We start from the raw sequence: 24,039 nt of genomic DNA on the forward strand, positions 1-24,039 counted from the left end.
TCGAGATGGTGATGCCACGGGCCTTTTCTTCCGGAGCCGCGTCGATCTGATCGTACGCCTTGTACTCACCGAAGTACTTCGTGATCGCTGCCGTCAGAGACGTCTTGCCGTGGTCAACGTGGCCAATCGTGCCAATGTTGACGTGCGGCTTGTTGCGCTCAAACTTACTCTTTCCCATTTGAATGCTTCCTGTGAACGAAAATGGTGGCCCCGGCGAACCGGTTTAGTGCCGCCGTTTAAGGCTTTCGGCGACATTGCGCAAGACTTAATTGCAGACGCCATTCTTGGCCTGAGAGCGCATATGGGAGACAATTCGCCGCCTGCAAGGCGATTCGCCAAAGCCCCCTCGAAAATCGCTGAAATCTTAAAGAAAATCGCATTGACCGCCGGAGACGCGCCATAGCCGTTCCGCGTCGAGCGCCCTTCCCTGCCAGTCGACAATCGCAATCGTCAGCTTCTCCGCTAGCGCCGGAGACATCTCGGGGACTACGGCAGCAGCGGTCGAATAAAATAGTGTAACGGAAACTGGAGCGGGTAGCGGGAATCGAACCCGCGTATTCAGCTTGGAAGGCTGCTGCTCTACCATTGAGCTATACCCGCGGGGTGGTCCGATCCGATGACGAATGGTGGAGAGAGTTGGATTTGAACCAACGTAGGCTGAGCCAACGGATTTACAGTCCGTCCCCTTTAACCACTCGGGCATCTCTCCAGTTTTCGTCCGGATCGCAAGACCAAGTTCGTCAGACTTCGAAGCGTTGCCGCCCGTCGTCTGCGCCGCGTATATGACCGGAGCATTTCAGTCTGTCAACACGATGACAACGGAAAAAACACGAAAAATTTCATTCGCCACCGAAAGCCGGCATATGAAAGAAAGCCTATGCGGCAGCGAGCGCCATGGCTATAAAGCTGCATGAGCAAAGACAACAAATCCGGCGGCAAGACCGCGACAGACCCATCCGCCAAGGATACGCATTACGCCACTCTGCGGCGCGCCCACCGCGACGCCAAGCGCGAACGCGGGGAGATTCCGACGCCTCAGCCGCGAAAGCGCGGCGGCGAAGACTGGAAGCCGCCGGCGCTTGCGCCCGACCAGGTGCATCTCTATGGCCTACATACGGTGCGCGCGGCGCTCGATAATCCCGAGCGCAAGAAGATCAAGCTGTTCGTGACGCAGAACGCGCTCGCGCGCCTCGAAGTCGACGTCGAAACGCTCGGCATGCCTTTCGAGATCGTCTCGCCGCAGGATATCGACAAGGTGCTCGGCCCCGAGGCGATCCATCAGGGCGTGATGCTGGAAACAAGGCCACTCCCGGTACGCCGGCTCGAAGCTCTGAAGGACAGCCCCCTCCTGCTCGTCCTCGACCAAGTCACGGATCCGCACAATGTCGGCGCGATCATGCGCTCGGCCGTCGCCTTCAATGCGGGTGCGGTGATCACCACACAGCGACACAGCCCGACCGAATCGGGCGTACTCGCCAAGTCCGCCTCGGGCGCGCTGGAACTGATACCTTATATACAGGTTACCAATCTCGCCGATGCGCTCGGTGAATTGCACAAACTTGGCTTCTCCACCATCGGCCTCGATTCGGAAGGACCGGCGCCGCTCGAAGGCACCTTCTCCGGCGAGAAAGTGGCGCTGGTGCTTGGCTCGGAGGGCAAGGGGCTTCGGCAGAAGACGCGGGAAACCGTCAACGCACTTGCCCGTCTCGACATGCCGGGCGCGATCAAATCTCTCAACGTCTCCAATGCGGCGGCGATCGCACTTTACGCGGCGCGGCTCCACCTGAAGGCATAGGCCGGCCCAAGCAAGGGCAGCGGGTCGGATCCGTCCATCGGCCCGCGCCGTATCGCCTGCATAGGCCAGTTCGACGGGATAGGCGATCATCCGTGACATGCCGGCGTCGCGCGTCTTTTCTGACGCGCTATCGATTCGGATTTAAGGAGTTACGCAGGAGCTCGATCCGGCGCGACAAACGGAAACGGACACGCACAACGCTCGTGCAACGCCCGACCGATGCCAGAAAAATCCATTTTTGCCTTGGAATGACGCCCCGGGGCACTATGATCGGCCGATGATCGGTTGTAGCGACCGGCTCAGCAGCAAGAAGGAACGATCCCTATCATGGCCATTCGACCGCTGATTTTCGGTATCCTCTTCATCGCGGTCTTCGTCGTGATTATCATCAGTATCATCTGGGTGGACACGTCGCACCCCATCCACCAGCCCGATCCTCTGTCGCCGACGGCGCCCGGCCCAGCAACGCCGGGACAGGTGCAATAATACTGGCAGGAACGCCGACGGCGATCATGCGTTAATCCCGGAATCGAACGAGGATTGAACGCTTATGCGCATAATGATCGCCGTCGTCGCCTTCATGGTCGCCTCCGTGCTTAGCATCGCAATGATGTCGCCCTCCGGCGCCGGACAGACCGGCAATGGCGATCGGATCGAGGCGAGCGTCAACGAACCCGTCACTCATTAAAATAACGGCCCGGATCACCCGGGCCGTTATTGTCAACCGCGGTAGAGCCAGAACGGCATACCGCGATCACGATCACGCCACTCGCGGCGCTCCTGCCAACGCTCGGCACGCCACCGCCGCCAGTGACGGCGATCATCGCGCCAGTCGGACCGGCGCCAATCGCGCTCATCGCGCCAGCCACGGTCGTCACGGTCGCGATCACCTCGCCAGCCACGGTCGTCGCGGTCGCGATCACCTCGCCAGCCATCACGAATTTGAACGATATCGCCCTGCGCCGTCACCGCCGGCCGCTCGGCCGGCATGGCGGCAGCCGGTGCGACGGACGCGAAAGCCGCACCGACGGAAATGGTTGCGGCGAGAAAGAGATGTGCGAGCTTCATGGCTGTTTCCTCATTGCTGATGAGGCGAAGATAAGCGGTCGCGGCTGAATTGGCGGTGAAGCAGCCCTTCAGACGCGGTTCATCAAGCGATACGTGCCATCTGAAAAGCCGGTGCGATTGAGCGAGGCAGCCGTGAACCCAGCTCTGTTTAGAAAGACGGTATCGTGGGGGAAGATGGTGCAGCTAACGGAGCATTCTCGAACCAGTCCGCCTTCGCTTAGTTGCTCTCTTCGGCTCGCCGAGCCGAAGCTCACAGAGCGTAGGCTGGTGCCCCCGCCAGGGTTCGAACCCGGGACCCCCTGATTACAAATCAGGTGCTCTACCAACTGAGCTACAAGGGCAATAGTTGCCCAACTAGCAGATTCTGTGATTCTGTAAAGGGAAAATCCGTGCCTGCGCGGACAGTTCGGCTGCAGCTCAAAACGCTTCGCGATAGAAAACGTCCTTGTCGCGCAAGGCCTTTATCCTTTAGCTAGGGCAACATCATAAAGGGCATTGCATGGGCCGTTCATTTCAGACGCTTTCCTTTCTCGCCTCACCAACGACGGAGGCGCTTGCCGCGCGCGAGGAGTTGATTCGCATCTATGGCGACGTCCCGGCCGACGAAGCCGACGTCATTGTCGCACTCGGCGGCGACGGATTCATGCTGCAGACGCTGCACAACACCATGAACTCCGGCAAGCTGGTTTACGGCATGAATCGCGGCTCGGTCGGCTTCCTGATGAACGACTATCGCACCGACCAGCTTCAGGAGCGCATCTGCGTCGCCGTCGAAAACGTCTTCCGGCCATTGCAGATGACGACGGCCAACGCCGACGGCACCAACTCGACGGCGCTCGCCATCAACGAGGTCTATCTTTTTCGCCAGTCCTATCAGGCCGCGAATCTAAGGGTTATGGTGGATGGGCGCGTCCGTCTGGAAGAACTGATCTGCGACGGGCTGATGGTGGCGACACCTGCCGGATCGACGGCGTATAATCTTTCCGCCCATGGCCCGATCCTGCCGCTCGAGGCGCCGCTGCTCGCCATGACGCCGGTCAGCGCTTTCAGGCCTCGGCGCTGGAGGGGCGCTCTGCTTCCGAACAAGGTGACCGTCGATATCGACATTCTCGAGCCGGAGAAGCGACCGGTGAACGCAGTGGCCGACAATACCGAGGTCAAGTCGGTGCTGCATATTCGCATCGCCCAGTCGGAGCATGTGACGGCGCGCATCCTTTCTGATCCCGACCGCTCCTGGTCCGACCGGATTCTAGCCGAGCAGTTCAAGGATTGAGACGATGGCAATGCGACGGATATTGATGACCAGCCTCCTGCTTGCGGGATGGAGCATTGCAGCGGAGGCCGGCCCGGCGCAGGATGCCCTCCTGCCGGCATCGGTGATTTTCGCGACCAGTACCGGCTACTGGGAGGACGATGGCAACGCACCGGCGGTCGAGCGGGTGCCGACGAGCGCCGAGAGCGTCGCCAATCCCGAGGGAAAGGCCGCGCAGCGCCACGGCTACTACAAGCTCTTTGCCGTCCGCCAGCCGGACAGGACCTCGAAGATCTATCTGCAGCAGATTGCCCAGACCGAGACCGGCCCGGCGATCGCCTCAACCATCGAGCTGCAGGAGTTCAGCGACCTGAAGCCTTACGTTACCGATATACGCCCCGAGAATTCGAACGGCATCATCAAGGAACCGGGGCTCTTCGCCACAGTCTATCTGAAGACCGACCCTGCCGCGGAGCCGGATGGCTGGACCGTGCTGATCGACGAATTCGGCGACATCACCGTCGAGAAAGCGACGAATTGAACGGCTGGGACGTGTTCGAAGGGCATTCAAGAGATGAAACTGGGCTTTCGCGACGGCGTCCTCTACGACGAGAAAAGGTCGAACTGGGACGCCGCCGGCCCTAGACCGATCAGTTGGTCCCTCTGGTACCCCGCCGCCGATGACGCACAAAGCGACGTCCCGGAAAGAAGCTGGTTCCAGAGGGCGGCCGTCGCCTGCGATGCACCCATCCGGCCGGAGGCCGGGCCCTATCCCCTCGTTCTGTTGTCGCATGGCACCGGCGGATCCGCGGCCGGGCTGGAGTGGCTGGCGCGACGCCTGGTCGATCGCGGGTTTGCAGCGCTCGGCGTCAGTCATCACGGCAATACCGGCATCGAGCCTTATCGCGCTGAAGGCTTTGCCTGCCTTTGGGAGCGGGCGCCTGACCTAAGCTACATGCTCGACCACCGCGATGCATGGCTCAGCGATCTCTCTGGCGATATCGATACGAACAGTGTCTTCGCAGCCGGATTTTCGGCCGGGGCCTATAGCGTGATGCTGCTTCTTGGGGCTGTCGCACAGTTCTCGCAGTTCGAACCATCGAGGATGAAGCCTGGTGGCGCGCGCGGACCAAGGGAATTTCCCGACCTTGCAGACTATATCCCGGCATTGCTGCGCACCAGCGATGTGTTTCGCGATTCATGGTCCCGGATGTCGAACTCCTACCGAGACGACAGAATCAAGGCCGCACTCATCTGCGCGCCAGGTCGGTCGGTTCTCGGTTTCAGCGAGGAAAGCCTGAAAGCTGTCGATGCGCCTGCCCTTATCCTGGTCGGTGACGCCGACAGGGCGGCACCGGCCGAAGAATGTTCGTCGTGGCTGCATGCGCGGCTCCGGCGCAGCGCCCTTAAAATCTTCAGCGGCGGCCTTGGACATTATGTCTTCGTGCCAGAGGGCACGGCGCTCGGCCTTGCCTTTGCGGCAGAACTCTTTACCGATCCCCCAGGCATCGAGCGCGCAGTCATTCATGAGGAGATTGCCAATCTGTCGGCAGCGCTGTTTCAAGTCAGCGGTATAAGCGCGATGGCTTGAGCAAAACAAAAGCCCCGTCTCCGGGGCTTTTGTTATCTCAATGCATCGATAATCCGATCAGTCGACATCCTCGACGACCGCGTCGGCGGCGCCGCTGATGCGGTGGGCAAGTGCTGCTTCCATAAACTCGTTCAGGTCGCCGTCGAGAACGTCGTCCGGCGCGCTGCTGGCGACACCAGTGCGAAGGTCCTTGACCAGCTGGTAGGGCTGCAGCACGTAGGAGCGGATCTGGTGACCCCAGCCGATCTCCGTCTTCGAAGCGGCTTCGGCGCTGGCAGCGTCCTCGCGCTTCTTCAGTTCCGCTTCGTACATGCGGGCGCGCAACATGTCCCAGGCCTTGGCACGGTTCTTGTGCTGCGAACGCTCCTGCTGGCACTGCACGACGATGCCCGTCGGGATATGCGTGATGCGCACGGCCGAGTCGGTGGTGTTGACGTGCTGGCCGCCGGCGCCCGACGAACGGTAGGTATCGATGCGGCAGTCGCTTTCGTTGATCTCGATCTGGATCGAGTCGTCGACAACCGGATAGACCCAAATCGACGAAAAGGAGGTGTGGCGACGCGCATTGCTGTCGTAGGGCGAGATCCGCACCAGGCGGTGCACGCCCGATTCCGTTTTCAGCCAGCCATAGGCATTGTGGCCCTTGACGAGCAGGGTCGCGGACTTGATGCCAGCCTCTTCGCCGTCATGAACTTCGAGAAGCTCGACCTTGAAACGCTGGCGTTCAGCCCAGCGGGTGTACATGCGCAGAAGCATGTTCGCCCAGTCCTGGCTTTCGGTGCCGCCGGCGCCGGAATGGACTTCGAGATAAGTGTCGTTGCCATCGGCTTCGCCGGAGAGCATGGCTTCCACCTGGCGGCGTGCAGCCTCGGCCTTCAAGGCCTTCAGCGTGTCCTCGGCTTCCTTGACGACGCTCTGGTCGCCCTCTTCCTCGCCAAGCTCGATCAGCTCGATATTGTCGTTCAGCTGCTGTTCGAGCTGCTTGACACCGTTAATGCCGTCATCCAGCTGCTGGCGCTCGCGCATCAGCTTCTGCGCTTCGGAAGCGTCGTTCCAGAGGTTCGGATCCTCTGCCTTGTTGTTCAACCAGTCCAGCCGTCTTATCGCCTGGTCCCAGTCAAAGATGCCTCCTCAGCAGGGTGATAGCCTGCTTGGTTTCATCGACCACGTTTTCGATTTCCGCTCGCATTTTCCTGCTTCTCTGTCGGTCTTATTCAGGTGCTGGTGACATAGAGACGCCCGCCGCGGATGTAAAGGGCCGCGGCGGGCGTGCAAAATTCAGGCCTCGGTCAGAACAGGCCGGGCGTGCCGGTCTGGACGGCCTGGTTCGCCTGCGGCGAGGTCTTCAGGATCTCTTCCGGCGCCATGGTGCTGTCCATGCCGATCACGGAGAAGCTGTCGGCCGGGCCGGTGCCGGGCTTGAAGGCCTCGACGATGGTGTTCGGATCGCCGTCGCCAGCCGCCATGCCGGTTTTGCGGTCGATCGAAATCAGGTTCATGCCTGACGGAATGACGAACTTCGATTCCGGCGTGTCCTTGACGGCAGCCTGCATGAATTCGTTGAAGATCGGGGCGGACAAGACGCCACCGGTGCCGCCGCGGCCGAGCGGGGCCGGCGTATCGAAGCCCATATAGAGGCCTGCAACCAGATCCGGCGTGAAGCCGACGAACCAGGCATCCTTCTCGTCGTTGGTGGTGCCGGTCTTTCCGGCGACGTCGCGACCGCCGAGATCAATCTTGCCGGCAGCGGTGCCGCGCTGGATGACGCCCTGCATCATCGAGGTGATCTGGTAGGCGGTCATCGGGTCGAGAACGGTTTCCCGATTGTCGACCACATTCGGCTCTTCCTGGTTCTGCCAGTCGCCGGCATTGCAGCCCTCGCACACACGCTCCTCATGTTTGAAGATCGTCTTGCCGTAGCGGTCCTGGATGCGGTCGATCAATGTCGGCTTGATCTGCTTGCCGCCATTGGCGATGACCGAATAGGCCGAGACCATGCGCAGCACAGTCGTGTCGCCGGCGCCGAGCGACATGGAAAGAACTGGCAGCATGTGATCGTAGATGCCGAAGCGCTCGGCATATTCGGCGACGATGTTCATGCCGAGATCGTTGGCGAGGCGCACCGTCATCAGATTGCGCGAATGCTCGATGCCCGAACGCAGCGTCGACGGGCCGCCGGATTCGCCGCCGTAGTTTTCCGGCCTCCAGACCTGGCCGCCCGAGACGATTTCGATCGGCGCATCCATGATGACGGAGGCCGGCGTATAACCATTGTCCATTGCCGCGGCGTAGACGAAGGGCTTGAACGAGGAGCCTGGCTGGCGCATCGCCTGGGTGGCGCGGTTGAATTCGGACTGGGCGTAGGAGAAACCGCCGACCATGGCGAGCACGCGGCCGGTCTTTGGGTCCATCGCGACCAGTCCACCCTGGACCTTCGGCGGCTGCTGCAGGCGGTAGGAAGTCGACGCGTCGTCGCCGAGCTTTGCGACATAAACGACGTCACCAGGCGCTACGGCGCCGACCGGCGATTTCGTGGTCTTGCGGGCGCCGTCGGCCGAACGGAAGGCCCATTGCATGTTCTTGGCGTCGATGGTGCCGCGTTGACGGTCGGCCGCAACCTTGCCGCTTCCATCCTTGGCCGGCTGCAGGCCGATGTCGACGGTCGAGTCGGACACGGCGAGCACGACGGCAAGCCGCCATTCCGGAACGTCGGACAGGGTGGGAATATCGGCTAGCGCCTTGCCCCAATCACCGCTTGCATCGATCTGCTTGATCGGGCCGTGGAAACCGCGGCGCTCATCATAGGTGACCAGACCGTCCTGCAGGGCCTTGCGGGCAGCGAGCTGCATCTGCGGATCGAGCGACGTGCGCACCGAAAGTCCGCCCTCATAAAGGACCTTTTCGCCGTACTGGTCGATCAGCTGGCGGCGCACGGCTTCGGCGAAATAATCCGAAGCAAAGAGCGATGGGCCAGTGGTGCGAGCGGTGACGCCGAGCGGCTGCTTCTTGGCTTCCTCGCCGTCGCTCTGGCTGACATAGCCGTTCTCAACCATACGGTCGATCACCCAGTTGCGGCGCTCGAGTGCAGCCTCGGGATGGCGGAACGGATGATAATTGGCAGGCCCCTTCGGCAGCGATGCCAGATAGGCGGCTTCGGCGACGGTCAGTTCGGTGACAGATTTGTTGAAATAGGTGAGTGCTGCGCCGGCGATGCCATAGGAATTCAGACCGAAGAAGATCTCGTTCAGGTAGAGTTCGAGGATCTTGTCCTTGCTGTAGGCCTGCTCGATACGGAAGGAAAGGATCGCTTCCTTGATCTTGCGGTCGATGGTCTGGTCCGAGCTCAGAAGGAAATTCTTGGCCACCTGCTGGGTGATTGTGGAGGCACCGACCGGGCGGCGGCCGGAACCGAAATTCTGCAGGTTGACGAGAATTGCGCGGCCGAGGCCGGTGAGATCAACGCCCGGATGATTGTAGAAATTCTTGTCTTCGGCCGACAGGAAAGCGGCCTTCACGCGGTCGGGAATAGCCTGGATCGGCAGGAAGAGACGCTTTTCCTTGGCGTATTCGGCCATTAGAGCGCCGTTTCCGGCATGGACGCGGGTCGTCACCGGCGGCGCATAGCTGTTCAGAACGGCATAGTCCGGAAGATCCTTCGCGACATTGGCGAGATAGATGGCAATACCCGCCGCCGCGACCAGAAACAGGACGCAGGCCATTCCGAAGAAATATCCAAAAAGTCTAACCATATTTCAGCTACCGGTCTTTCCGATCTTCAATCGGCGCAGCCGCAACGATTGTACAGATCAAGGCAATTTGCACGTTGCGCGGCTTACTCCATGAGCGTTACCGCCACAAGCCGATTCCGCGCTCAAGGCTTACGAAACATAAGCCGGAGTAACGGCGCGAATGTGAGCAAAATAGGGCTGTCTGCGCCGCATTCACCGCTGCCGCCGCGTTTCATTAGAACTGTCACATCCAAGCAACGCCTGTCGCCGCCGCCAACCTGAGGTATCTTCCTCAGAATTTGATTCATGCAGCGCACTTAAATCTTTGTTTTTATGAATCTTTGTTTTTATGCAGGCCGCCGCGCCGCAACCGCTGCAGATTTTTAGGCGGTGACCGTCAGCCGCCATTCGCCATGACGGCGGCGCGGTATCGCTTGACCGCGTCGGTCAAGAGACCGGCAATCTTCCCGCGCCAGGCCTCGTCGAGCAGCAGTTTCTCGTCCTCGGCATTCGAAAGGAACCCGATCTCGAGAAGGATCGATGGCACGTCAGGAGCCTGCAGTACGCGGAAGCCGGCATGACGGTGCGGATTGTTGATGGTGCCGACCTGATCCTTGAAAGAATTCAGCACGCTCTCGGCCAGGGAGATCGAGAAGGCCTGCGTTTCGCGCCGTGTCAGATCGAGCAGGATGTCGGCAACCTCCGGCGGCTCGGCAACCGTCTCCTTCCCGGCGATCTGGTCGGAGAGGTTTTCCCGTTCGGCAAGGTCGGCGGCGAGCTTGTCGGATGCCTTGTCGGAGATCGTGTAGACGGTGGCGCCGCGGATATCCTTCTGCTTCAGCGTGTCGGCATGCAGCGAAATGAAAAGGCCGGCATGGTTCTGGCGGGCGATCAGCACACGCTGCGAAAGCGACAGGAACTCGTCATCCTCACGCGTCAGGAAAGCCTTGATGCCCGGCTCCTTGTTCAGCCGGTCGGTCAAAGCCTTGGCGAAGGCAAGCGTCACCTGCTTTTCCTCGGTCTTGGTGTCGACGCCGATCGCGCCGGTGTCGATGCCGCCATGGCCTGCATCGACGGCGATGACGAAATCGCCGGGAGCAGCTTTTTCCGGTGCCGGAATGGCGCTGGTCGTCTGAGCCGCCTCACCTCGATCGCTCCAGGATTGCGTCTTCACTAGTTCGGCAAAGGCCCGCTTGTCGATCATCTCGGCATCGAGCACGAGGCGATGACCCCTGCCGGCCTCGTCGGCCTGCACTTTGGCAAGCGCCAGCTTCACCGGCCCTGCCGTCGTCAGCACGATACGGGCGCTCTCCTCGTCCATCTTGCCGTAGCGGATATCCTTGAACAGGCCGCGGGCGGCAAGATCCTTCGCCGGAAAACCGAAGGCGGTCGCCGGAAGGTCGACGACGATGCGTTCCGGATTGGCGATATAGTGGACCGAGAAGCGCGGCTCGCGATCGAAATCGATGACGATGCGCGTCCTTGCATCGTCGCCGACGATGCGCGCGCCATAGGCAAGCAGCGGATCCCCGGCCTCGACGGAGCTGGCAGCGACCGGCAGGAGACTAGCAGCCAAAAGCGCCGCCAGAACCCGCCTTGCGATTGTCGATCGCCGCGCTGCGGATTTCGCCGCGATCTGAGCCCTCTTAAACAATAAACCGCCACACCCTATTTGTATTGCGATGGACCCGACGCAGCTGCGGCCAGCGTCCCTGTGACGAAACACCCGCTGTGGCCTGCCGAATCGCGATCACTTTATCCCCAGTTTCTATGCGTTGCGAAATCCATCAATATTATGGCACATTTGGCTTTTCCCTTGCTATTGTGACACAGAAAACATACAACGAATTTCAGGGTAAAGTGTTGACGGGATAGAGTCGCCGCAAAGGCTGCCAGCCAGATCAGGACCTGGCGCCACACCGGTCATCGTCCGCCGTCTCATGCGCTTAATCCCTAGAACTGGATCCTGATTTTCCGGCTCATTGTCGGAATTCATTGGTGGATCAGCCACCACGCTCTCAGGGAGCAAACTCATCGGACCCGAACGGGTCTTCGTATTTGTCGATCACGCTTGGTTGTTGATGGTTTCGCAGCAGGTTTTATCTGAAGTGTACAGGCCCCGGACCGAAATGGTTCCGGTTGCGGTCTGGCTGCTGCCCTCCCCCTCGCATCAGGCGCGACTTTCATTATCCGGCGCGGCCACTGCGGACCGCATTCTTTCTGTCTCAACAGCAGTCGGGAATGCGCTCTCGCGGCCACGCCGAGGAGCACAGCTTACATGGCAGACAAAATGCTTATCGATGCGTCTCACGAGGAAGAGACGCGCGTCGTTGTCGTTCGCGGGAACCGCATAGAAGAATTTGACTTCGAGTCCCAGCACAAGAAGCAGATCCGCGGCAACATCTATCTTGCAAAGGTAACGAGGGTCGAGCCCTCGCTGCAAGCCGCCTTCGTCGACTACGGCGGCAACCGGCACGGCTTCCTGGCCTTCGCCGAAATCCATCCCGACTATTATCAGATACCGCTTGCCGACCGTCAGGCATTGCTTCGGGCCGAAGCCGAGGAGCATCGCCGCGACGAGGACGTCGAGCATGTCGAAACCGCACCGATGGTCGATCTTTCCAAGCAGGATCAGCCGGATGTCGGCATCGTGCCGGCAGAGGCGCCGGAAACGGCTGCCGTAACGGAAGAGACGGCAGCGGTAGAAGCCGCAGCATCTCCCGCGGCCGCCGAGGAAGCGCCGGCGAAGAAGGCAAGGCCGCGTCGCAGCCGCAAGAAGGCCGTAGAACCGGCCGCCGAAACGACGGCGACCGAAGACGCTGTTCCCACAGACGTTGAAGCCGAAGGCGCGTCGAGCGTCGACAACGAGGATGACGGCTCGACCGGCGGCGCGATGGCCGCCATGGTGGAAACCGACTCGATCTCCGAGGACGTCGATACCAGCAAGCGTCGCCACGATGATGACGACGATGATGACGATCACGGCGAAGAGGAAGTCATCGAATCCGTCGGCGCCGAAGACGCCATGGAAGAAGTGCCGGACCGCGTGCAGCGCAAGCCGCGCAAGCAGTACCGCATCCAGGAAGTCATCAAGCGCCGCCAGATCCTGCTCGTGCAGGTCGCCAAGGAAGAGCGCGGCAACAAAGGTGCAGCCCTTACCACCTATCTCTCGCTCGCCGGCCGCTATTCCGTCCTGATGCCGAACACGGCGCGCGGCGGCGGCATTTCCCGGAAGATCACCAATCCTGCCGACCGCAAGCGCCTGAAGGAAATCGCGCGCCTGCTCGAGGTGCCGCAGGGCATGGGCGTCATCCTTCGCACCGCCGGTGCCAACCGCACCAAGGTCGAGGTCAAGCGTGACTTCGAATATCTGATGCGCCTGTGGGAAAATGTGCGCACGCTGACGCTGGCGTCGACCGCTCCCTGCCTCGTCTATGAGGAAGGCTCGCTGATCAAGCGCTCGATCCGCGACCTCTACAATAAGGATATCAGCGAAGTCATCGTTTCCGGTGAAGAAGGCTATCGTGAAGCGAAAGACTTCATGAAGATGCTGATGCCGAGCCATGCCAAGGTGGTTCAGCCTTACCGCGACATCCACCCGATCTTCTCGCGCTCCGGCATCGAAGCTCAGCTCGATCGCATGTTGCAGCCGCAGGTGACGCTGAAGTCCGGCGGCTACCTGATCATGAACCAGACCGAAGCGCTGGTCTCGATCGACGTCAACTCCGGCCGCTCGACCCGCGAACATTCGATCGAAGACACCGCGCTGCAGACGAATCTCGAGGCTGCAGACGAAGTCGCCCGCCAGCTTCGCCTTCGCGACCTTGCCGGCCTGATCGTCATCGACTTCATCGACATGGAAGAGAAGCGCAACAACCGCGCTGTCGAGAAGAAGCTGAAGGAATGCCTGAAGAACGACCGCGCCCGCATCCAGGTCGGCCGGATCTCGCATTTCGGCCTGCTCGAAATGTCGCGACAGCGCATCCGCGCGTCGGTTCTCGAATCGACCACGCAGGTCTGCTCGCATTGCGGCGGCACCGGGCATGTGCGCTCGCAGTCCTCCGTCGCGCTGCATGTCCTGCGCGGTATCGAAGAATATCTGCTGAAGAACACCACGCACAACATCACCGTGCGCACCACGCCTGACATTGCGCTCTATCTGCTCAACCACAAGCGCCAGACGATCATCGATTACGAAAGCCGTTTCGGCGTCGCTATCGTCATCGATGCGGACGGTTCGGTCGGAGCACAGCATTTCGCGATCGATCGCGGCGAGCCGGTGGAAAACCCGGTCAAGATCGAAACGCTCTTCAACTTCGCAGCCATTCCCGAGGATGACGACGACGACATCGTCATCGAAGTGGATGAGGAGGAAGACGAGGAACTCGAGGAAAAGCCGGCCGTTGCCGAACGGCCGGTCGCAGCACGCTCGGAAGGCGAAGCTGACGGCAACCGCAAGCGCAAGCGCCGCAGGCGCCGCCGTGGCCGCAACGGCAATGCCGAGCAGCCGGCATCGGCAGCAGGCGAAGCCGGCGACGAGGATGAGGACGGTGACGACGAGGGCAGCGAAGGTGATGAAACCACCGAAGCTACGCCCGAGACAGGCGCTGAAAGCGAAGAATCGCAGCGCCGCAAGCGGCGCCGTCGCGGCAAGCGTGGCGGCCGTCGCAATCGCGCCGAAGATGGCTCCGAACTGACAGCCGGCGAAGCCGGTGAAGACAATGGCGGCGACGAGGAAGAAGGCGACGACGTTTCGAACGACGGCGCTCCAAGCGAAGCCGTAGCGGTCGAGGCGATTGCCGAGCCGGCCGACGAAGGCCAGGCAGCGATGGCAGCCGTCGAGAGCGCAACCGTCATAACCGAAGATGTGAAGCCCGCCCGCAGCCGCGGCCGCCGCAAACCGGCCGCAGCGCCGGTCGAGGAACCGGTTGCCGAGACTGCACCTGTGGCCGAGGCCGAACCGGAATTGGTTGAAGCCTCCGCCGATCTCGAAACATCCGTTCAGGAAGAGGCAAAGCCGGTTCGCGCCAACCGCGAATCCAACATTTCCTCCTCCGAGCCGACGGTGAAATCCACCCGCGTCGAGAATGGCGAAGGCGATGACGGCAAGCCGAAGAAAGCCGGCTGGTGGCAGCGCCGTGGCTTCTTTTGAACGCTGATTTTCGGACGTAAACACTGAAATCCGGCCGCGGCGACGCGGCCGGATTTTCGTTTATGGCGATGACATCGTCGCCGAGCTTGGACCGCCGTGACGTGGATGTGTATCTCTTATGATGATTACACTTGGGGCGCGATCATGCGGACGAATATCGATATCGATGATGCCTTGCTCGACGCGGCAATGACCGCCACGGGGATTGGCGACAAAAAAGGCCACCGCCGACCGGGCCTTGCGAAGTCTCGTTGAGAGGCACCGCCGGAAAATGCGATCGCAGATCTCGCAGGGATAGATTGGGAAAGCGACCTCGGCGCGATACGTCGCGACCGGCCGGAGACGATCTGTGATCGTCGTCGACAGGGCCCGATGGTCGAGCGTCGCGGCCTCGGGACCGCCTCAGCGCACTTGCGATCAGGCCGCCGGCGGATAGAGCAGGTCGACGATGTAGCTGGCGTCGAAGCGGGAATCGAGCATGCCGTAGGTGGAGCGCCAGCCGCCGGCAAGACGCGTCTCGATGAAGGCATCGGCAATGCGCCCAGCGCCCAGCCGATAGAGTTCGGCGGCACCGGCGGCGAGCGCCAGCTGCTCGACGAGCAGGCGGGCGGCGCCCTCATCCTGTTCACAGAGCGCGATTGCGGCGCGCAGCACGTCGATCGTCTTCTTGCCGGCAGGGCCGAGATCGCGGGCTAGGCCGGCGAAGACCGTTTCGAACAGATCCTTGCCGCGGTTGAGCACGCGCAGCACGTCGAGCGCCATGACGTTGCCGGAGCCTTCCCAGATGGCGTTGACGGGAGCCTCGCGGTAATGGCGGGCGATCGGGCGTTCTTCGATGTAGCCGTTGCCGCCAATACATTCCATCGCCTCGTAGATCAGCGCAGGCGCGATCTTGCAGCACCAGTATTTGGCGACCGGCGTCATGACACGGGCATAGGCCGCTTCCTCGGCATTGCCGCGCGCCTTGTCGAAGGCGTCGGCTAGACGGAAGGACAGTGCCGTCGCGGCGGCGACGTCGAGCGCCATGTCGGCGAGCACCCTCGTCATGATCGGCTGGTTGACGAGCATCTTGCCGAAGACGCTGCGGCCGCGGGTGTGGTGCACGGCTTCGGCGAGCGAGGCGCGCATGATGCCTGACGAGGCCAGCGCGCAGTCGAGCCGGGTGAGCGTCACCATATCGAGGATCGTGCGGATGCCGGCATCCGGACCACCGAGCAGGAAACCGAAGGTGTCAGTAAACTCGACCTCGGAAGAGGCGTTGGAGCGGTTGCCGACCTTGTCCTTCAGCCGCTGGAACTGCAGCCCATTGGCGGAACCATCCTCCAGAAGACGCGGCACGAGAAAGCAGCCCATGCCCTCCTTCGTCTGCGCCAGCATGATGAAGGCATCGCTCATCGGCGCCGACATGAACCATTTGTGCCCGGACAGCCGGTAGATGCCCTCGCTGACCTTTTCGGCAGCACTCCTGTTGGCGCGCACATCCGTGCCGCCCTGCTTTTCCGTCATGCCCATGCCGATGGTCACGGCGGATTTCTGCATGGCGGGCTTGTTCGACGAATCATATTTGCGCGAGAGAATTTTGGGCGCCCAGTCCTTCTGGACCGCGGGCGAGGCCGAGAGTGCCGCAACGGAGGCGCTCGTCATCGTCAGCGGGCAGAGATGGCCGGATTCCAGCTGCGACGTCAGATAAAACCGCGCGGCGCGAACCTTATGGGCCTCGTCCTTGGCATCGGTATCGGCCTGGGGATCCCAGACGGAGGAATGCAGGCCGACCGACATGGAGCGGCGCATCAGCGCATGCCAGGCGGGGTGAAACTCGACGACGTCGACGCGCTCACCGCGCGGACCGTGGGTGCGCAGCTGCGGCGCGCCCTGGTTCGCCATGCGCGCCATCTCCTGCGCCTCCGGCGAGGTGACGTAGCGGCCCATGTTTTCCAGGTCTTCGCGGATGCCGCGTGGCAGGGCCGCCGTCAGGTCGACGATCAGCGGATCGGACCGATAGGCGTTGATGCCGGACCACAGGCTCGGCTGGTTGAGTTCTGCGAGTTTGTCGTCAGTCCGGTTGGCGGAGGTCATAATTCGCTTCTAGTGTAAGAACCCGGCAAAGGGAAACCGGAAGTTATGATTCGGTTCATTCTGCTCTATCGGAATTCGGGCGAAAATGCATGGGGACATAAGCCTTTGCCCACAGCACATGCTTGCCCCGGCGGGCAGCACTCTTTATAGACCCGCCAGAGACAGCAAGAGGCAGGGTCATGGTCTTTTTCCCCCACCGCCACCTCATCGGCATCAAGGGCCTCACCGAGCAGGATATCACCTATCTTCTCGACAAGGCGGACGAGGCCGTCAAGATCAGCCGCCAGAGAGAAAAGAAAACGTCGACGCTCCGCGGGCTGACGCAGATCAACCTCTTCTTCGAGGCATCGACCCGCACGCAGGCCTCCTTCGAGCTTGCCGGCAAGCGGCTCGGCGCCGACGTCATGAACATGTCGGTCGGCAATTCCTCGGTGAAGAAAGGCGAAACGCTGATCGACACGGCGATGACGTTGAATGCGATGCGCCCAGATGTGCTGGTGATCCGCCATTCAAGCGCAGGTGCGGCCGCCCTTCTCGCCCAGAAGGTCTCCTGCTCGGTCGTCAATGCCGGTGATGGGCAGCATGAACATCCGACCCAGGCGCTGCTCGACGCGCTGACGATCCGCCGCGCCAAGGGCAAGCTGTCGCGCATCATCGTGGCGATCTGCGGCGACGTGCTGCATTCGCGGGTGGCGCGCTCCAATATCCTACTGCTCAACGCGATGGGCGCCCGCGTGCGTGTCGTCGCGCCTGCGACCCTCCTGCCGGCCGGCATCGCCGAGATGGGCGTCGAGGTCTTTCATTCGATGCAGGAAGGGCTGAAGGACGCCGACGTCGTGATGATGCTGCGGCTGCAGCGCGAGCGCATGTCCGGCGCCTTCGTGCCTTCGGTGCGCGAATACTATCACTTCTACGGGCTCGACGCCGAAACGCTGAAAGCGGCGAAGGACGACGCGCTGGTCATGCATCCCGGCCCGATGAACCGCGGCGTCGAAATCGCTTCGGAAGTGGCGGACGGGCCGCAGAGCGTGATCGCCGAACAGGTGGAGATGGGGGTCGCAGTGCGCATGGCCGTCATGGAGACGCTGCTCGTCTCGCAGAACCAGGGTCCCCGAAGCGATGGAATGATGGCATGAGCAACCCGATCGTCCTCAAGAACGTCCGCATCATCGATCCGTCGCGCAATCTCGACGAAGTCGGGACGATCATTGCCGAAAACGGCGTGATCCTTGCCGCCGGCGGCAAGGCGCAGAACCAGGGTGCACCGGAAGGCGCCGTCATCCGCGACTGCACGGGCCTTGTCGCCACGCCCGGGCTCGTCGACGCGCGCGTCCATGTCGGCGAACCCGGCGGCGAGCACCGTGAGACGATCGCCTCGGCGAGCCGGGCGGCGGCGGCCGGCGGCGTCACCTCGATCATCATGATGCCGGACACCGATCCTGTTATCGACGACATTGCGCTTGTCGAATTCGTCAAGAAGACGGCGCGGGATACGGCCGCCGTCAACGTCTATCCGGCGGCCGCCATTACCAAGGGCCTTTCCGGCGAGGAGATGACGGAGATCGGCCTCTTGATGCAGGCAGGCGCCGTCGCCTTCACCGATGCCCATTCCAGCGTCCACGACACGCAGGTGCTGCGCCGGATCATGACCTATGCGCGCGAATTCGGCGCCGTCATCTCCTGCGAAACGCGCGACAAATATCTCGGCGCCAACGGCGTCATGCATGAGGGGCTTTTCGCCAGCTGGCTCGGGCTCTCCGGCATTCCAAGGGAAGCCGAGCTCATCCCGCTCGAACGCGATCTCAGGATCGCGCAGCTGACGCGCGGCCGTTATCACGCCGCGATGATCTCGGTGCCGGAATCGGTCGAGGCGATCGAACGCGCCCGCAGCCGTGGCGCCAAGGTGACCTGCGGCATCTCGATCAACAATCTGGCGCTCAACGAAAACGACATCGGTGAATACCGCACCTTCTTCAAGCTCTATCCGCCGCTGCGCCCGGAAGATGACCGGGTGGCCATGGCCGACGCCCTTGCGAGCGGCGCGATCGATATCATCGTCTCCTCGCACGACCCGCAGGATGTCGATACGAAGCGCCTGCCCTTCGGCGAGGCGGAGGACGGCGCGATCGGCCTCGAAACCATGCTGGCGGCAGCCCTCAGGCTTCACCATGGCGGCCAGGTGAGCCTGATGCGCCTGATCGACGCCATGTCCACCCGCCCCGCGCAAATCTTCGGCCTCGCCGCCGGCACGTTGAAGCCGGGCGCTGCGGCCGATATCGCGCTGATCGATCTCGATGAGCCTTGGCTTGTCGCCAAAGACATGCTTCTCTCCCGCTCAAAGAATACGCCGTTCGAGGATGCGCGTTTCAGCGGGCGGGCGGTCGCGACTTACGTCTCGGGAAAGCTTGTCCACGCACTCTAGAGCAATTCCTGATTTCTCTGAGTGACGGAAATGCTCTATCTTTTTGTTTTTACGCAATTCGGCACGCAAAACCGCTGCGCAGTTTTGCTGGAATTGCTCTAGAATTGGATGGTTTTAGGCCGGGTCGGCCTAAAATCTGAATCCTCTTCTAAATTATATAGTTAGAGCATGAGGTCGTCCGAAAACCGCTCACAGTTTTCGGCATCATGCTCTAGGATCGACACCATCGCCGTCCATCCCGAAGCGGGAGAAGGCTGACTCGAGGATAGGCCACGGAGGGGCTGAGGGGGCATATGTTATCCAATCTCATGTCATGGCAGATCACGCTGCCGATCGCGCTTGCCGCCGCCGTTATCGGCTATCTCTTCGGGTCGATACCCTTCGGCCTGATCCTCACGCGTGCCGCCGGCCTCGGCGACGTGCGCAGCATCGGCTCCGGCAATATCGGCGCAACCAATGTGCTCAGAACAGGAAACCGGACGCTCGCCGCGGCGACGTTGCTGCTCGATGCGCTGAAGGCATCGGCCGCAGCCTGGATCGTCGGCTATTTCCTCGGTGACGAGGCCGCGATCATCGCCGGCTTTTTCGCCTTCATCGGCCATCTCTTCCCGGTCTGGATCGGCTTCAAGGGCGGCAAGGGTGTCGCCACCTATATCGGTACCCTGCTCGGCGTCGCGCCGATCATGGTCGTGCTCTTCGCCGCCGTCTGGCTAGCGGTGGCTTTCACCACCCGCTACTCCTCACTGTCGGCGTTGGTTGCCATGCTTGTCATTCCGGTTGCACTGTGGATACTGGGCAACGAAAAGGTTGCGGCAGTGATGGCGATCATGACCCTCATCTCCTACTGGAAGCACAAGGCGAATATTTCGCGCCTGATGAGCGGGACGGAAAGCAAGATCGGGGCAAAGGGATAATGGATGCGCTGAGCGCCGGACCAAAAGGCGTTGTTCTGACCGAACGGCAAAGAATTGCCTGGTTGCGCCTCATCCGTTCCGACAATATTGGCCCTGCCACCTTTCGCGACCTCATCAATCATTTCGGTTCGGCCGAGGCAGCACTTGCCGCACTGCCGGAGCTTTCGGCGCGTGGCGGCGCCACGCGGGCAATCCGCATCGCCAGCGAGGCCGAGGCACATCGGGAACTCGAGGCGGCGCGTCGCTTCGGCGCCCGCTTCGTCGGCATCGGCGAGCCGGACTACCCGCAAGCTCTGAAGCAGATCGACGGCGCGCCGCCGCTTCTGGCCGTCAAGGGCGCGCTTGCCGCCGCCAAGCGACCGGCCGTCGGCATCGTCGGCTCGCGCAACGCCTCGATCGCCGGTGCGAAATTCGCGGCGATGGTGGCACGCGACTGCGGCCGGGCTGGATATACCGTGGTCTCCGGCCTGGCGCGCGGCATCGATACATCAGCCCACCGGGCAAGCCTCGACACAGGCACGATCGCGGCGCTCGCCGGTGGCCTCGACCAGCCCTACCCGCCGGAGAATGTCGGCCTACTCGAAGAGATAACCGACGGCAACGGCCTGGCGGTGAGCGAGATGCCCTTCGGCTGGGAGCCCCGCGCCCGCGACTTCCCGCGCCGCAACCGGCTCATCGCCGGCATCGGGCTCGGCCTCGTCGTCATCGAAGCGGCATCGCGTTCGGGCTCGCTGATCACGGCACGGCTTGCCGGCGAGTTCGGCCGTCTGGTGTTTGCCGTGCCCGGCTCACCGCTCGATCCGCGTTGCCATGGCACCAACGGCCTGCTGAAGGACGGTGCTTCGATCGTCACCGCACCCGCCGATGTCATTGAGGCCCTGGCGCCGCTTGCGCAATTCGACCTGTTCCCGTCATCGATGGCGGAAGAGCCTGCGCGTGACGGCAAGTCGATATCGGTGCCACCCGGCGATTCCGATCGAAACCGCATCATCGATGCGCTCGGGCCGACGCCGGTCGAGATCGACGACGTCATCCGCCATACGGGCCTGTCGGCATCCGCGGTCTATCTGATCCTTCTGGAGCTTGATATTGCCGGCAGGCTGCACCGGCAGCAGGGCGGCCTCGTCTCGCTTTCCGATTGAACCTTGCGCGACATCAGGCGGCGGCTACGCGAATTGCCGAACCCTGTATCGAAATGATAACCTATCTAAAATTGTATTTTCCCGATAATCTCCCCTCGGCTGCAACAGATGCAAGAGGTAAAATTGTAGCAAACCCCTTGACCGCGGCGATTTCCCTGTCCATGTCGGAGGGCCGATATCCAAGTTGCGGTATGTGTTGCGCTGGTTTCAACGCTGGCGTCGCTTCCTTTTTAGAGAATCATCATGAATGTTGTAGTGGTGGAATCGCCTGCCAAGGCCAAGACGATCAATAAGTATCTGGGTCCGGGATACAAAGTGCTCGCCTCCTTCGGTCATGTGCGCGATCTGCCTGCCAAGGATGGCTCAGTCCTCCCCGATCAGGATTTCGAAATGCTTTGGGAGGTCGACAGCGCCTCCGCCAAGCGGATGAAGGACATTGCCGACGCGGTGAAATCCGCCGATGGCCTGTTTCTCGCAACCGACCCGGATCGCGAAGGCGAAGCGATTTCCTGGCACGTTCTCGACATGCTGAACAAGAAGCGCGTGCTGAACGGCAAGCCGGTCAAGCGCGTCGTCTTCAATGCGATCACCAAGAAGGCGGTGCTCGACGCGATGGCCGATCCGCGCGACATCGACGTGCCGCTGGTCGACGCCTATCTCGCGCGCCGCGCGCTCGATTATCTCGTCGGCTTCAATCTTTCGCCAGTGCTGTGGCGCAAGCTGCCCGGTGCGCGGTCGGCCGGCCGCGTTCAGTCTGTGGCGCTTCGCCTGGTCTGCGACCGCGAATCCGAGATCGAGCGCTTCATTTCCGAGGAGTACTGGAACATCTCGGCGCTTCTGAAGACGCCGCGCGGCGACGAGTTCGAGGCAAGGCTGGTTTCGGCGAACGGTAAACGGCTGCAGCCGCGCGCAATCGGCAACGGCGAAGATGCCGGCCGGCTGAAGGCCTTGCTCGAAGGTGCGAGCTATGTCGTCGACACGGTCGAGGCGAAGCCGGTCAAGCGCAACCCCGGACCGCCGTTTACGACCTCGACGCTGCAGCAGGCCGCCTCCTCCAATCTCGGCTTCTCCGCCTCGCGCACCATGCAGATTGCCCAGAGACTCTATGAGGGCGTCGATATCGGCGGCGAGACGGTGGGTCTCATCACCTACATGCGAACCGACGGCGTTCAGATGGCACCCGAGGCGATCGATGCGGCTCGCAGCGCCATCGTCGACCAGTTCGGCGAACGCTATATGCCGGAAAAGCCACGCTTCTACTCGACCAAGGCGAAAAATGCCCAGGAGGCGCACGAGGCGATCCGCCCGACCGATTTCTACCGCTCGCCCGACCGTGTGCGCAAATTCCTCGATGCCGACCAGATCCGGCTCTACGAGCTGATCTGGAAGCGCGGTATCGCCAGCCAGATGGCGTCGGCCGAGATCGAGCGCACGACGGCTGAAATCACCGCCGACAACAAGGGTGAGAAGGCCGGGCTTCGCGCCGTCGGCTCCGTGATCCGCTTCGACGGCTTCATCGCCGCCTATACCGACCAGAAGGAGGATGGCGAGCAGAGCGACGATGGCGACGAGGATGGCCGCCTGCCGGAGATCATTGCGCGCGAAACGCTCGCCAAGCAGAAGATCAATTCGACCCAGCATTTCACCGAGCCGCCGCCGCGTTATTCGGAAGCCTCGCTCATCAAGAAGATGGAAGAGCTCGGCATCGGCCGCCCCTCCACCTATGCTGCGACCCTCGCGACGCTGCGCGACCGCGACTATGTGACGATCGACAAACGCAAGCTGATCCCGCAGGCCAAGGGCCGGCTGGTGACGGCTTTCCTCGAAAGCTTCTTCACCAAATATGTCGAATACGACTTCACCGCCGACCTCGAGGAAAAGCTCGACCGGATTTCGGCCGGCGAGCTGAACTGGAAGCAGGTGCTGCGCGATTTCTGGAAGGATTTCTTCGCCCAGATCGAGGACACCAAGGAACTGCGCGTCACCAACGTGCTCGATTCTCTGAACGAGGCGCTGGCACCACTCGTCTTCCCGAAACGGGAAGACGGCAGTGATCCCAGAATCTGCCAAGTCTGCGGCACCGGCAACCTGTCGCTGAAACTCGGCAAATACGGCGCCTTCGTCGGCTGCTCCAACTATCCGGAATGCAACTACACCCGCCAGCTCTCTTCTGAAAACGGCGGAGAAGCAGACGGCGCAGCACTTAACGAGCCGAAGAACCTCGGCACCGATCCGACCACCGGCGAGGAGCTGACGCTGCGTTCCGGCCGCTTCGGCCCCTATATCCAGCGCGGCGACGGCAAGGAAGCCAAACGCGCTTCGCTGCCGAAGGGTTGGAAGCCCGAGGACATCGACTATGAAAAGGCGATGGCGCTGATCTCGCTGCCGCGCGATATCGGCAAACATCCAGAATCCGGCAAGATGATCTCGTCCGGCATCGGCCGCTATGGGCCGTTCCTCCTCCATGACGGTTCCTACGCCAATCTGGAAACCGTCGAGGACGTGTTCTCGGTCGGCCTCAACCGCGCCGTGACTGTTATCGCCGAAAAGGCAAAACAGGCCCCGGGCCGGGGCGCGCGCGGCACGCCGGCGGCGCTGAAAACACTCGGCGATCATCCTGATGGCGGCGCCATCACCGTTCGCGACGGCAAGTACGGCCCCTATGTCAACTGGGGCAAGGTCAACGCCACACTGCCGAAGGGCAAGGATCCGCAGGCGATCACCGTCGAGGAGGCGCTTGCGCTGATCGCCGAAAAGGCCGGCAAGGCACCTGTGGGCAAGGCGGCCAAGGCGAAAGCCAAGCCGAAGGCGGCAGCCGCGGAAGCCAAGGCCACCAAGACGGCCGCCAAGCCGAAGGCAACGAAGGCGAAAGCGCCCGCGAAATCGAAAAAGAGCTGAC

At 61.8% G+C, this 24,039-nt stretch carries 19 protein-coding genes and 3 tRNA genes; 13 read left to right on the forward strand and 9 right to left on the reverse strand.

The window, feature by feature from the left end; translation table 11 throughout:
• The 3 genes from AC1D1Z_RS07175 to AC1D1Z_RS07185 all read right to left on the reverse strand — a co-directional run.
• On the reverse strand, positions 1-178 hold a 178-nt coding region (locus tag AC1D1Z_RS07175; protein ID WP_477850018.1), incomplete at its 3' end, for a GTP-binding protein.
• Positions 179-526: 348 nt separating this feature from the next.
• Positions 527-600: transfer RNA gene (locus tag AC1D1Z_RS07180), tRNA-Gly, on the reverse strand.
• A 24-nt stretch (positions 601-624) separates the two neighbouring features.
• Positions 625-709: transfer RNA gene (locus AC1D1Z_RS07185), tRNA-Tyr, on the reverse strand.
• Between the two features lie 201 nt (positions 710-910).
• Here AC1D1Z_RS07185 and rlmB point away from each other — a divergent pair.
• From rlmB to AC1D1Z_RS07200, 3 genes are all read left to right on the forward strand, one after another.
• Entirely contained in the window at positions 911-1,795 is an 885-nt protein-coding gene (gene rlmB / locus AC1D1Z_RS07190; protein WP_477849972.1) for a 23S rRNA (guanosine(2251)-2'-O)-methyltransferase RlmB, read from the forward strand.
• Positions 1,796-2,122: 327 nt separating this feature from the next.
• A complete protein-coding gene (locus AC1D1Z_RS07195) occupies positions 2,123-2,281 on the forward strand; it encodes a hypothetical protein (protein WP_003558513.1) in 159 nt (52 codons plus the stop codon).
• A gap of 64 nt (positions 2,282-2,345) precedes the next feature.
• Entirely contained in the window at positions 2,346-2,483 is a 138-nt protein-coding gene (locus tag AC1D1Z_RS07200; protein WP_003547501.1) for a hypothetical protein, read from the forward strand.
• Positions 2,484-2,515: 32 nt separating this feature from the next.
• Here AC1D1Z_RS07200 and AC1D1Z_RS07205 read toward each other — a convergent pair whose 3' ends face one another.
• On the reverse strand, positions 2,516-2,935 hold the full coding sequence (locus tag AC1D1Z_RS07205) for a hypothetical protein (RefSeq protein WP_172643992.1): 420 nt from the start codon (positions 2,933-2,935) through the stop codon (positions 2,516-2,518).
• Between the two features lie 193 nt (positions 2,936-3,128).
• Positions 3,129-3,204 (reverse strand) — tRNA-Thr (locus AC1D1Z_RS07210).
• Between the two features lie 158 nt (positions 3,205-3,362).
• Between AC1D1Z_RS07210 and AC1D1Z_RS07215 the strand changes: the two genes are divergently transcribed.
• Genes AC1D1Z_RS07215 through AC1D1Z_RS07225 form a run of 3 tightly spaced genes read left to right on the forward strand, consistent with a single transcriptional unit; the run spans position 3,363 to position 5,706 of the window.
• Entirely contained in the window at positions 3,363-4,136 is a 774-nt protein-coding gene (locus AC1D1Z_RS07215; protein WP_168298171.1) for an NAD kinase, read from the forward strand.
• Between the two features lie 4 nt (positions 4,137-4,140).
• Positions 4,141-4,656, forward strand: coding sequence for a hypothetical protein (locus AC1D1Z_RS07220; protein ID WP_047622607.1), 516 nt, complete (start codon positions 4,141-4,143; stop codon positions 4,654-4,656).
• Between the two features lie 33 nt (positions 4,657-4,689).
• The gene (locus tag AC1D1Z_RS07225; protein WP_477849976.1) at positions 4,690-5,706 is read left to right on the forward strand and encodes an alpha/beta hydrolase family protein; all 1,017 of its coding nucleotides are present in this window, start codon (positions 4,690-4,692) and stop codon (positions 5,704-5,706) included.
• 57 nt (positions 5,707-5,763) lie between these two features.
• On the opposite strand, the gene prfB is transcribed toward AC1D1Z_RS07225, so the two are convergent.
• The 3 genes from prfB to AC1D1Z_RS07240 all read right to left on the reverse strand — a co-directional run bounded on the left by prfB (position 5,764) and on the right by AC1D1Z_RS07240 (position 11,088).
• Positions 5,764-6,895 (reverse strand): peptide chain release factor 2 gene (gene prfB / locus AC1D1Z_RS07230; protein ID WP_112902571.1). Its coding sequence is split into 2 segments (ribosomal slippage): positions 5,764-6,825 and positions 6,827-6,895, totalling 1,131 coding nucleotides; the frame shifts between segments, so codons are not numbered across the junction.
• Between the two features lie 100 nt (positions 6,896-6,995).
• Positions 6,996-9,455, reverse strand: coding sequence for a penicillin-binding protein 1A (locus AC1D1Z_RS07235; protein WP_018241626.1), 2,460 nt, complete (start codon positions 9,453-9,455; stop codon positions 6,996-6,998).
• Positions 9,456-9,831: 376 nt separating this feature from the next.
• Positions 9,832-11,088, reverse strand: a complete 1,257-nt coding sequence (locus tag AC1D1Z_RS07240; RefSeq protein ID WP_028733679.1) for an N-acetylmuramoyl-L-alanine amidase — start codon at positions 11,086-11,088, stop codon at positions 9,832-9,834.
• A 624-nt stretch (positions 11,089-11,712) separates the two neighbouring features.
• Between AC1D1Z_RS07240 and AC1D1Z_RS07245 the strand changes: the two genes are divergently transcribed.
• Both AC1D1Z_RS07245 and AC1D1Z_RS07250 read left to right on the forward strand, forming a co-directional pair.
• Positions 11,713-14,586, forward strand: coding sequence for an Rne/Rng family ribonuclease (locus AC1D1Z_RS07245; RefSeq protein WP_477849979.1), 2,874 nt, complete (start codon positions 11,713-11,715; stop codon positions 14,584-14,586).
• A gap of 144 nt (positions 14,587-14,730) precedes the next feature.
• Positions 14,731-14,841 carry a type II toxin-antitoxin system VapB family antitoxin gene (locus tag AC1D1Z_RS07250; RefSeq protein ID WP_018447561.1) on the forward strand — a complete coding sequence of 37 codons (111 nt, stop codon included), beginning with the start codon at positions 14,731-14,733 and terminating at the stop codon, positions 14,839-14,841.
• Between the two features lie 162 nt (positions 14,842-15,003).
• Here the strand turns inward: AC1D1Z_RS07250 and AC1D1Z_RS07255 are convergent, their stop codons facing one another.
• The gene (locus tag AC1D1Z_RS07255; protein WP_018241623.1) at positions 15,004-16,662 is read right to left on the reverse strand and encodes an acyl-CoA dehydrogenase family protein; all 1,659 of its coding nucleotides are present in this window, start codon (positions 16,660-16,662) and stop codon (positions 15,004-15,006) included.
• Between the two features lie 179 nt (positions 16,663-16,841).
• On the opposite strand from AC1D1Z_RS07255, the gene AC1D1Z_RS07260 reads away from it, so the two are divergent.
• The 5 genes from AC1D1Z_RS07260 (at position 16,842) to topA (ending at position 24,038) form a co-directional block, all read left to right on the forward strand.
• On the forward strand, positions 16,842-17,798 hold the full coding sequence (locus AC1D1Z_RS07260; RefSeq protein ID WP_018241622.1) for an aspartate carbamoyltransferase catalytic subunit: 957 nt from the start codon (positions 16,842-16,844) through the stop codon (positions 17,796-17,798).
• A complete protein-coding gene (locus AC1D1Z_RS07265) occupies positions 17,795-19,084 on the forward strand; it encodes a dihydroorotase (RefSeq protein WP_446961275.1) in 1,290 nt (429 codons plus the stop codon). Before AC1D1Z_RS07260 ends, AC1D1Z_RS07265 begins: the two co-directional genes overlap by 4 nt.
• Positions 19,085-19,377: 293 nt before the next feature.
• Complete coding sequence (gene plsY, locus AC1D1Z_RS07270) at positions 19,378-19,998, forward strand: glycerol-3-phosphate 1-O-acyltransferase PlsY (protein ID WP_446961274.1); 621 nt, start codon at positions 19,378-19,380, stop codon at positions 19,996-19,998.
• Positions 19,998-21,140 (forward strand): DNA-processing protein DprA, encoded by a 1,143-nt coding sequence (gene dprA, locus AC1D1Z_RS07275; protein WP_018447560.1) that lies wholly within the window; start codon positions 19,998-20,000, stop codon positions 21,138-21,140. Before plsY ends, dprA begins: the two co-directional genes overlap by 1 nt.
• Before the next feature lie 243 nt (positions 21,141-21,383).
• Complete coding sequence (topA, locus tag AC1D1Z_RS07280; RefSeq protein WP_047622599.1) at positions 21,384-24,038, forward strand: type I DNA topoisomerase; 2,655 nt, start codon at positions 21,384-21,386, stop codon at positions 24,036-24,038.
• The last annotated feature ends 1 nt before the right edge of the window (position 24,039 follow it).

The organism is Rhizobium sp. P1_E1 (assembly GCF_056406015.1).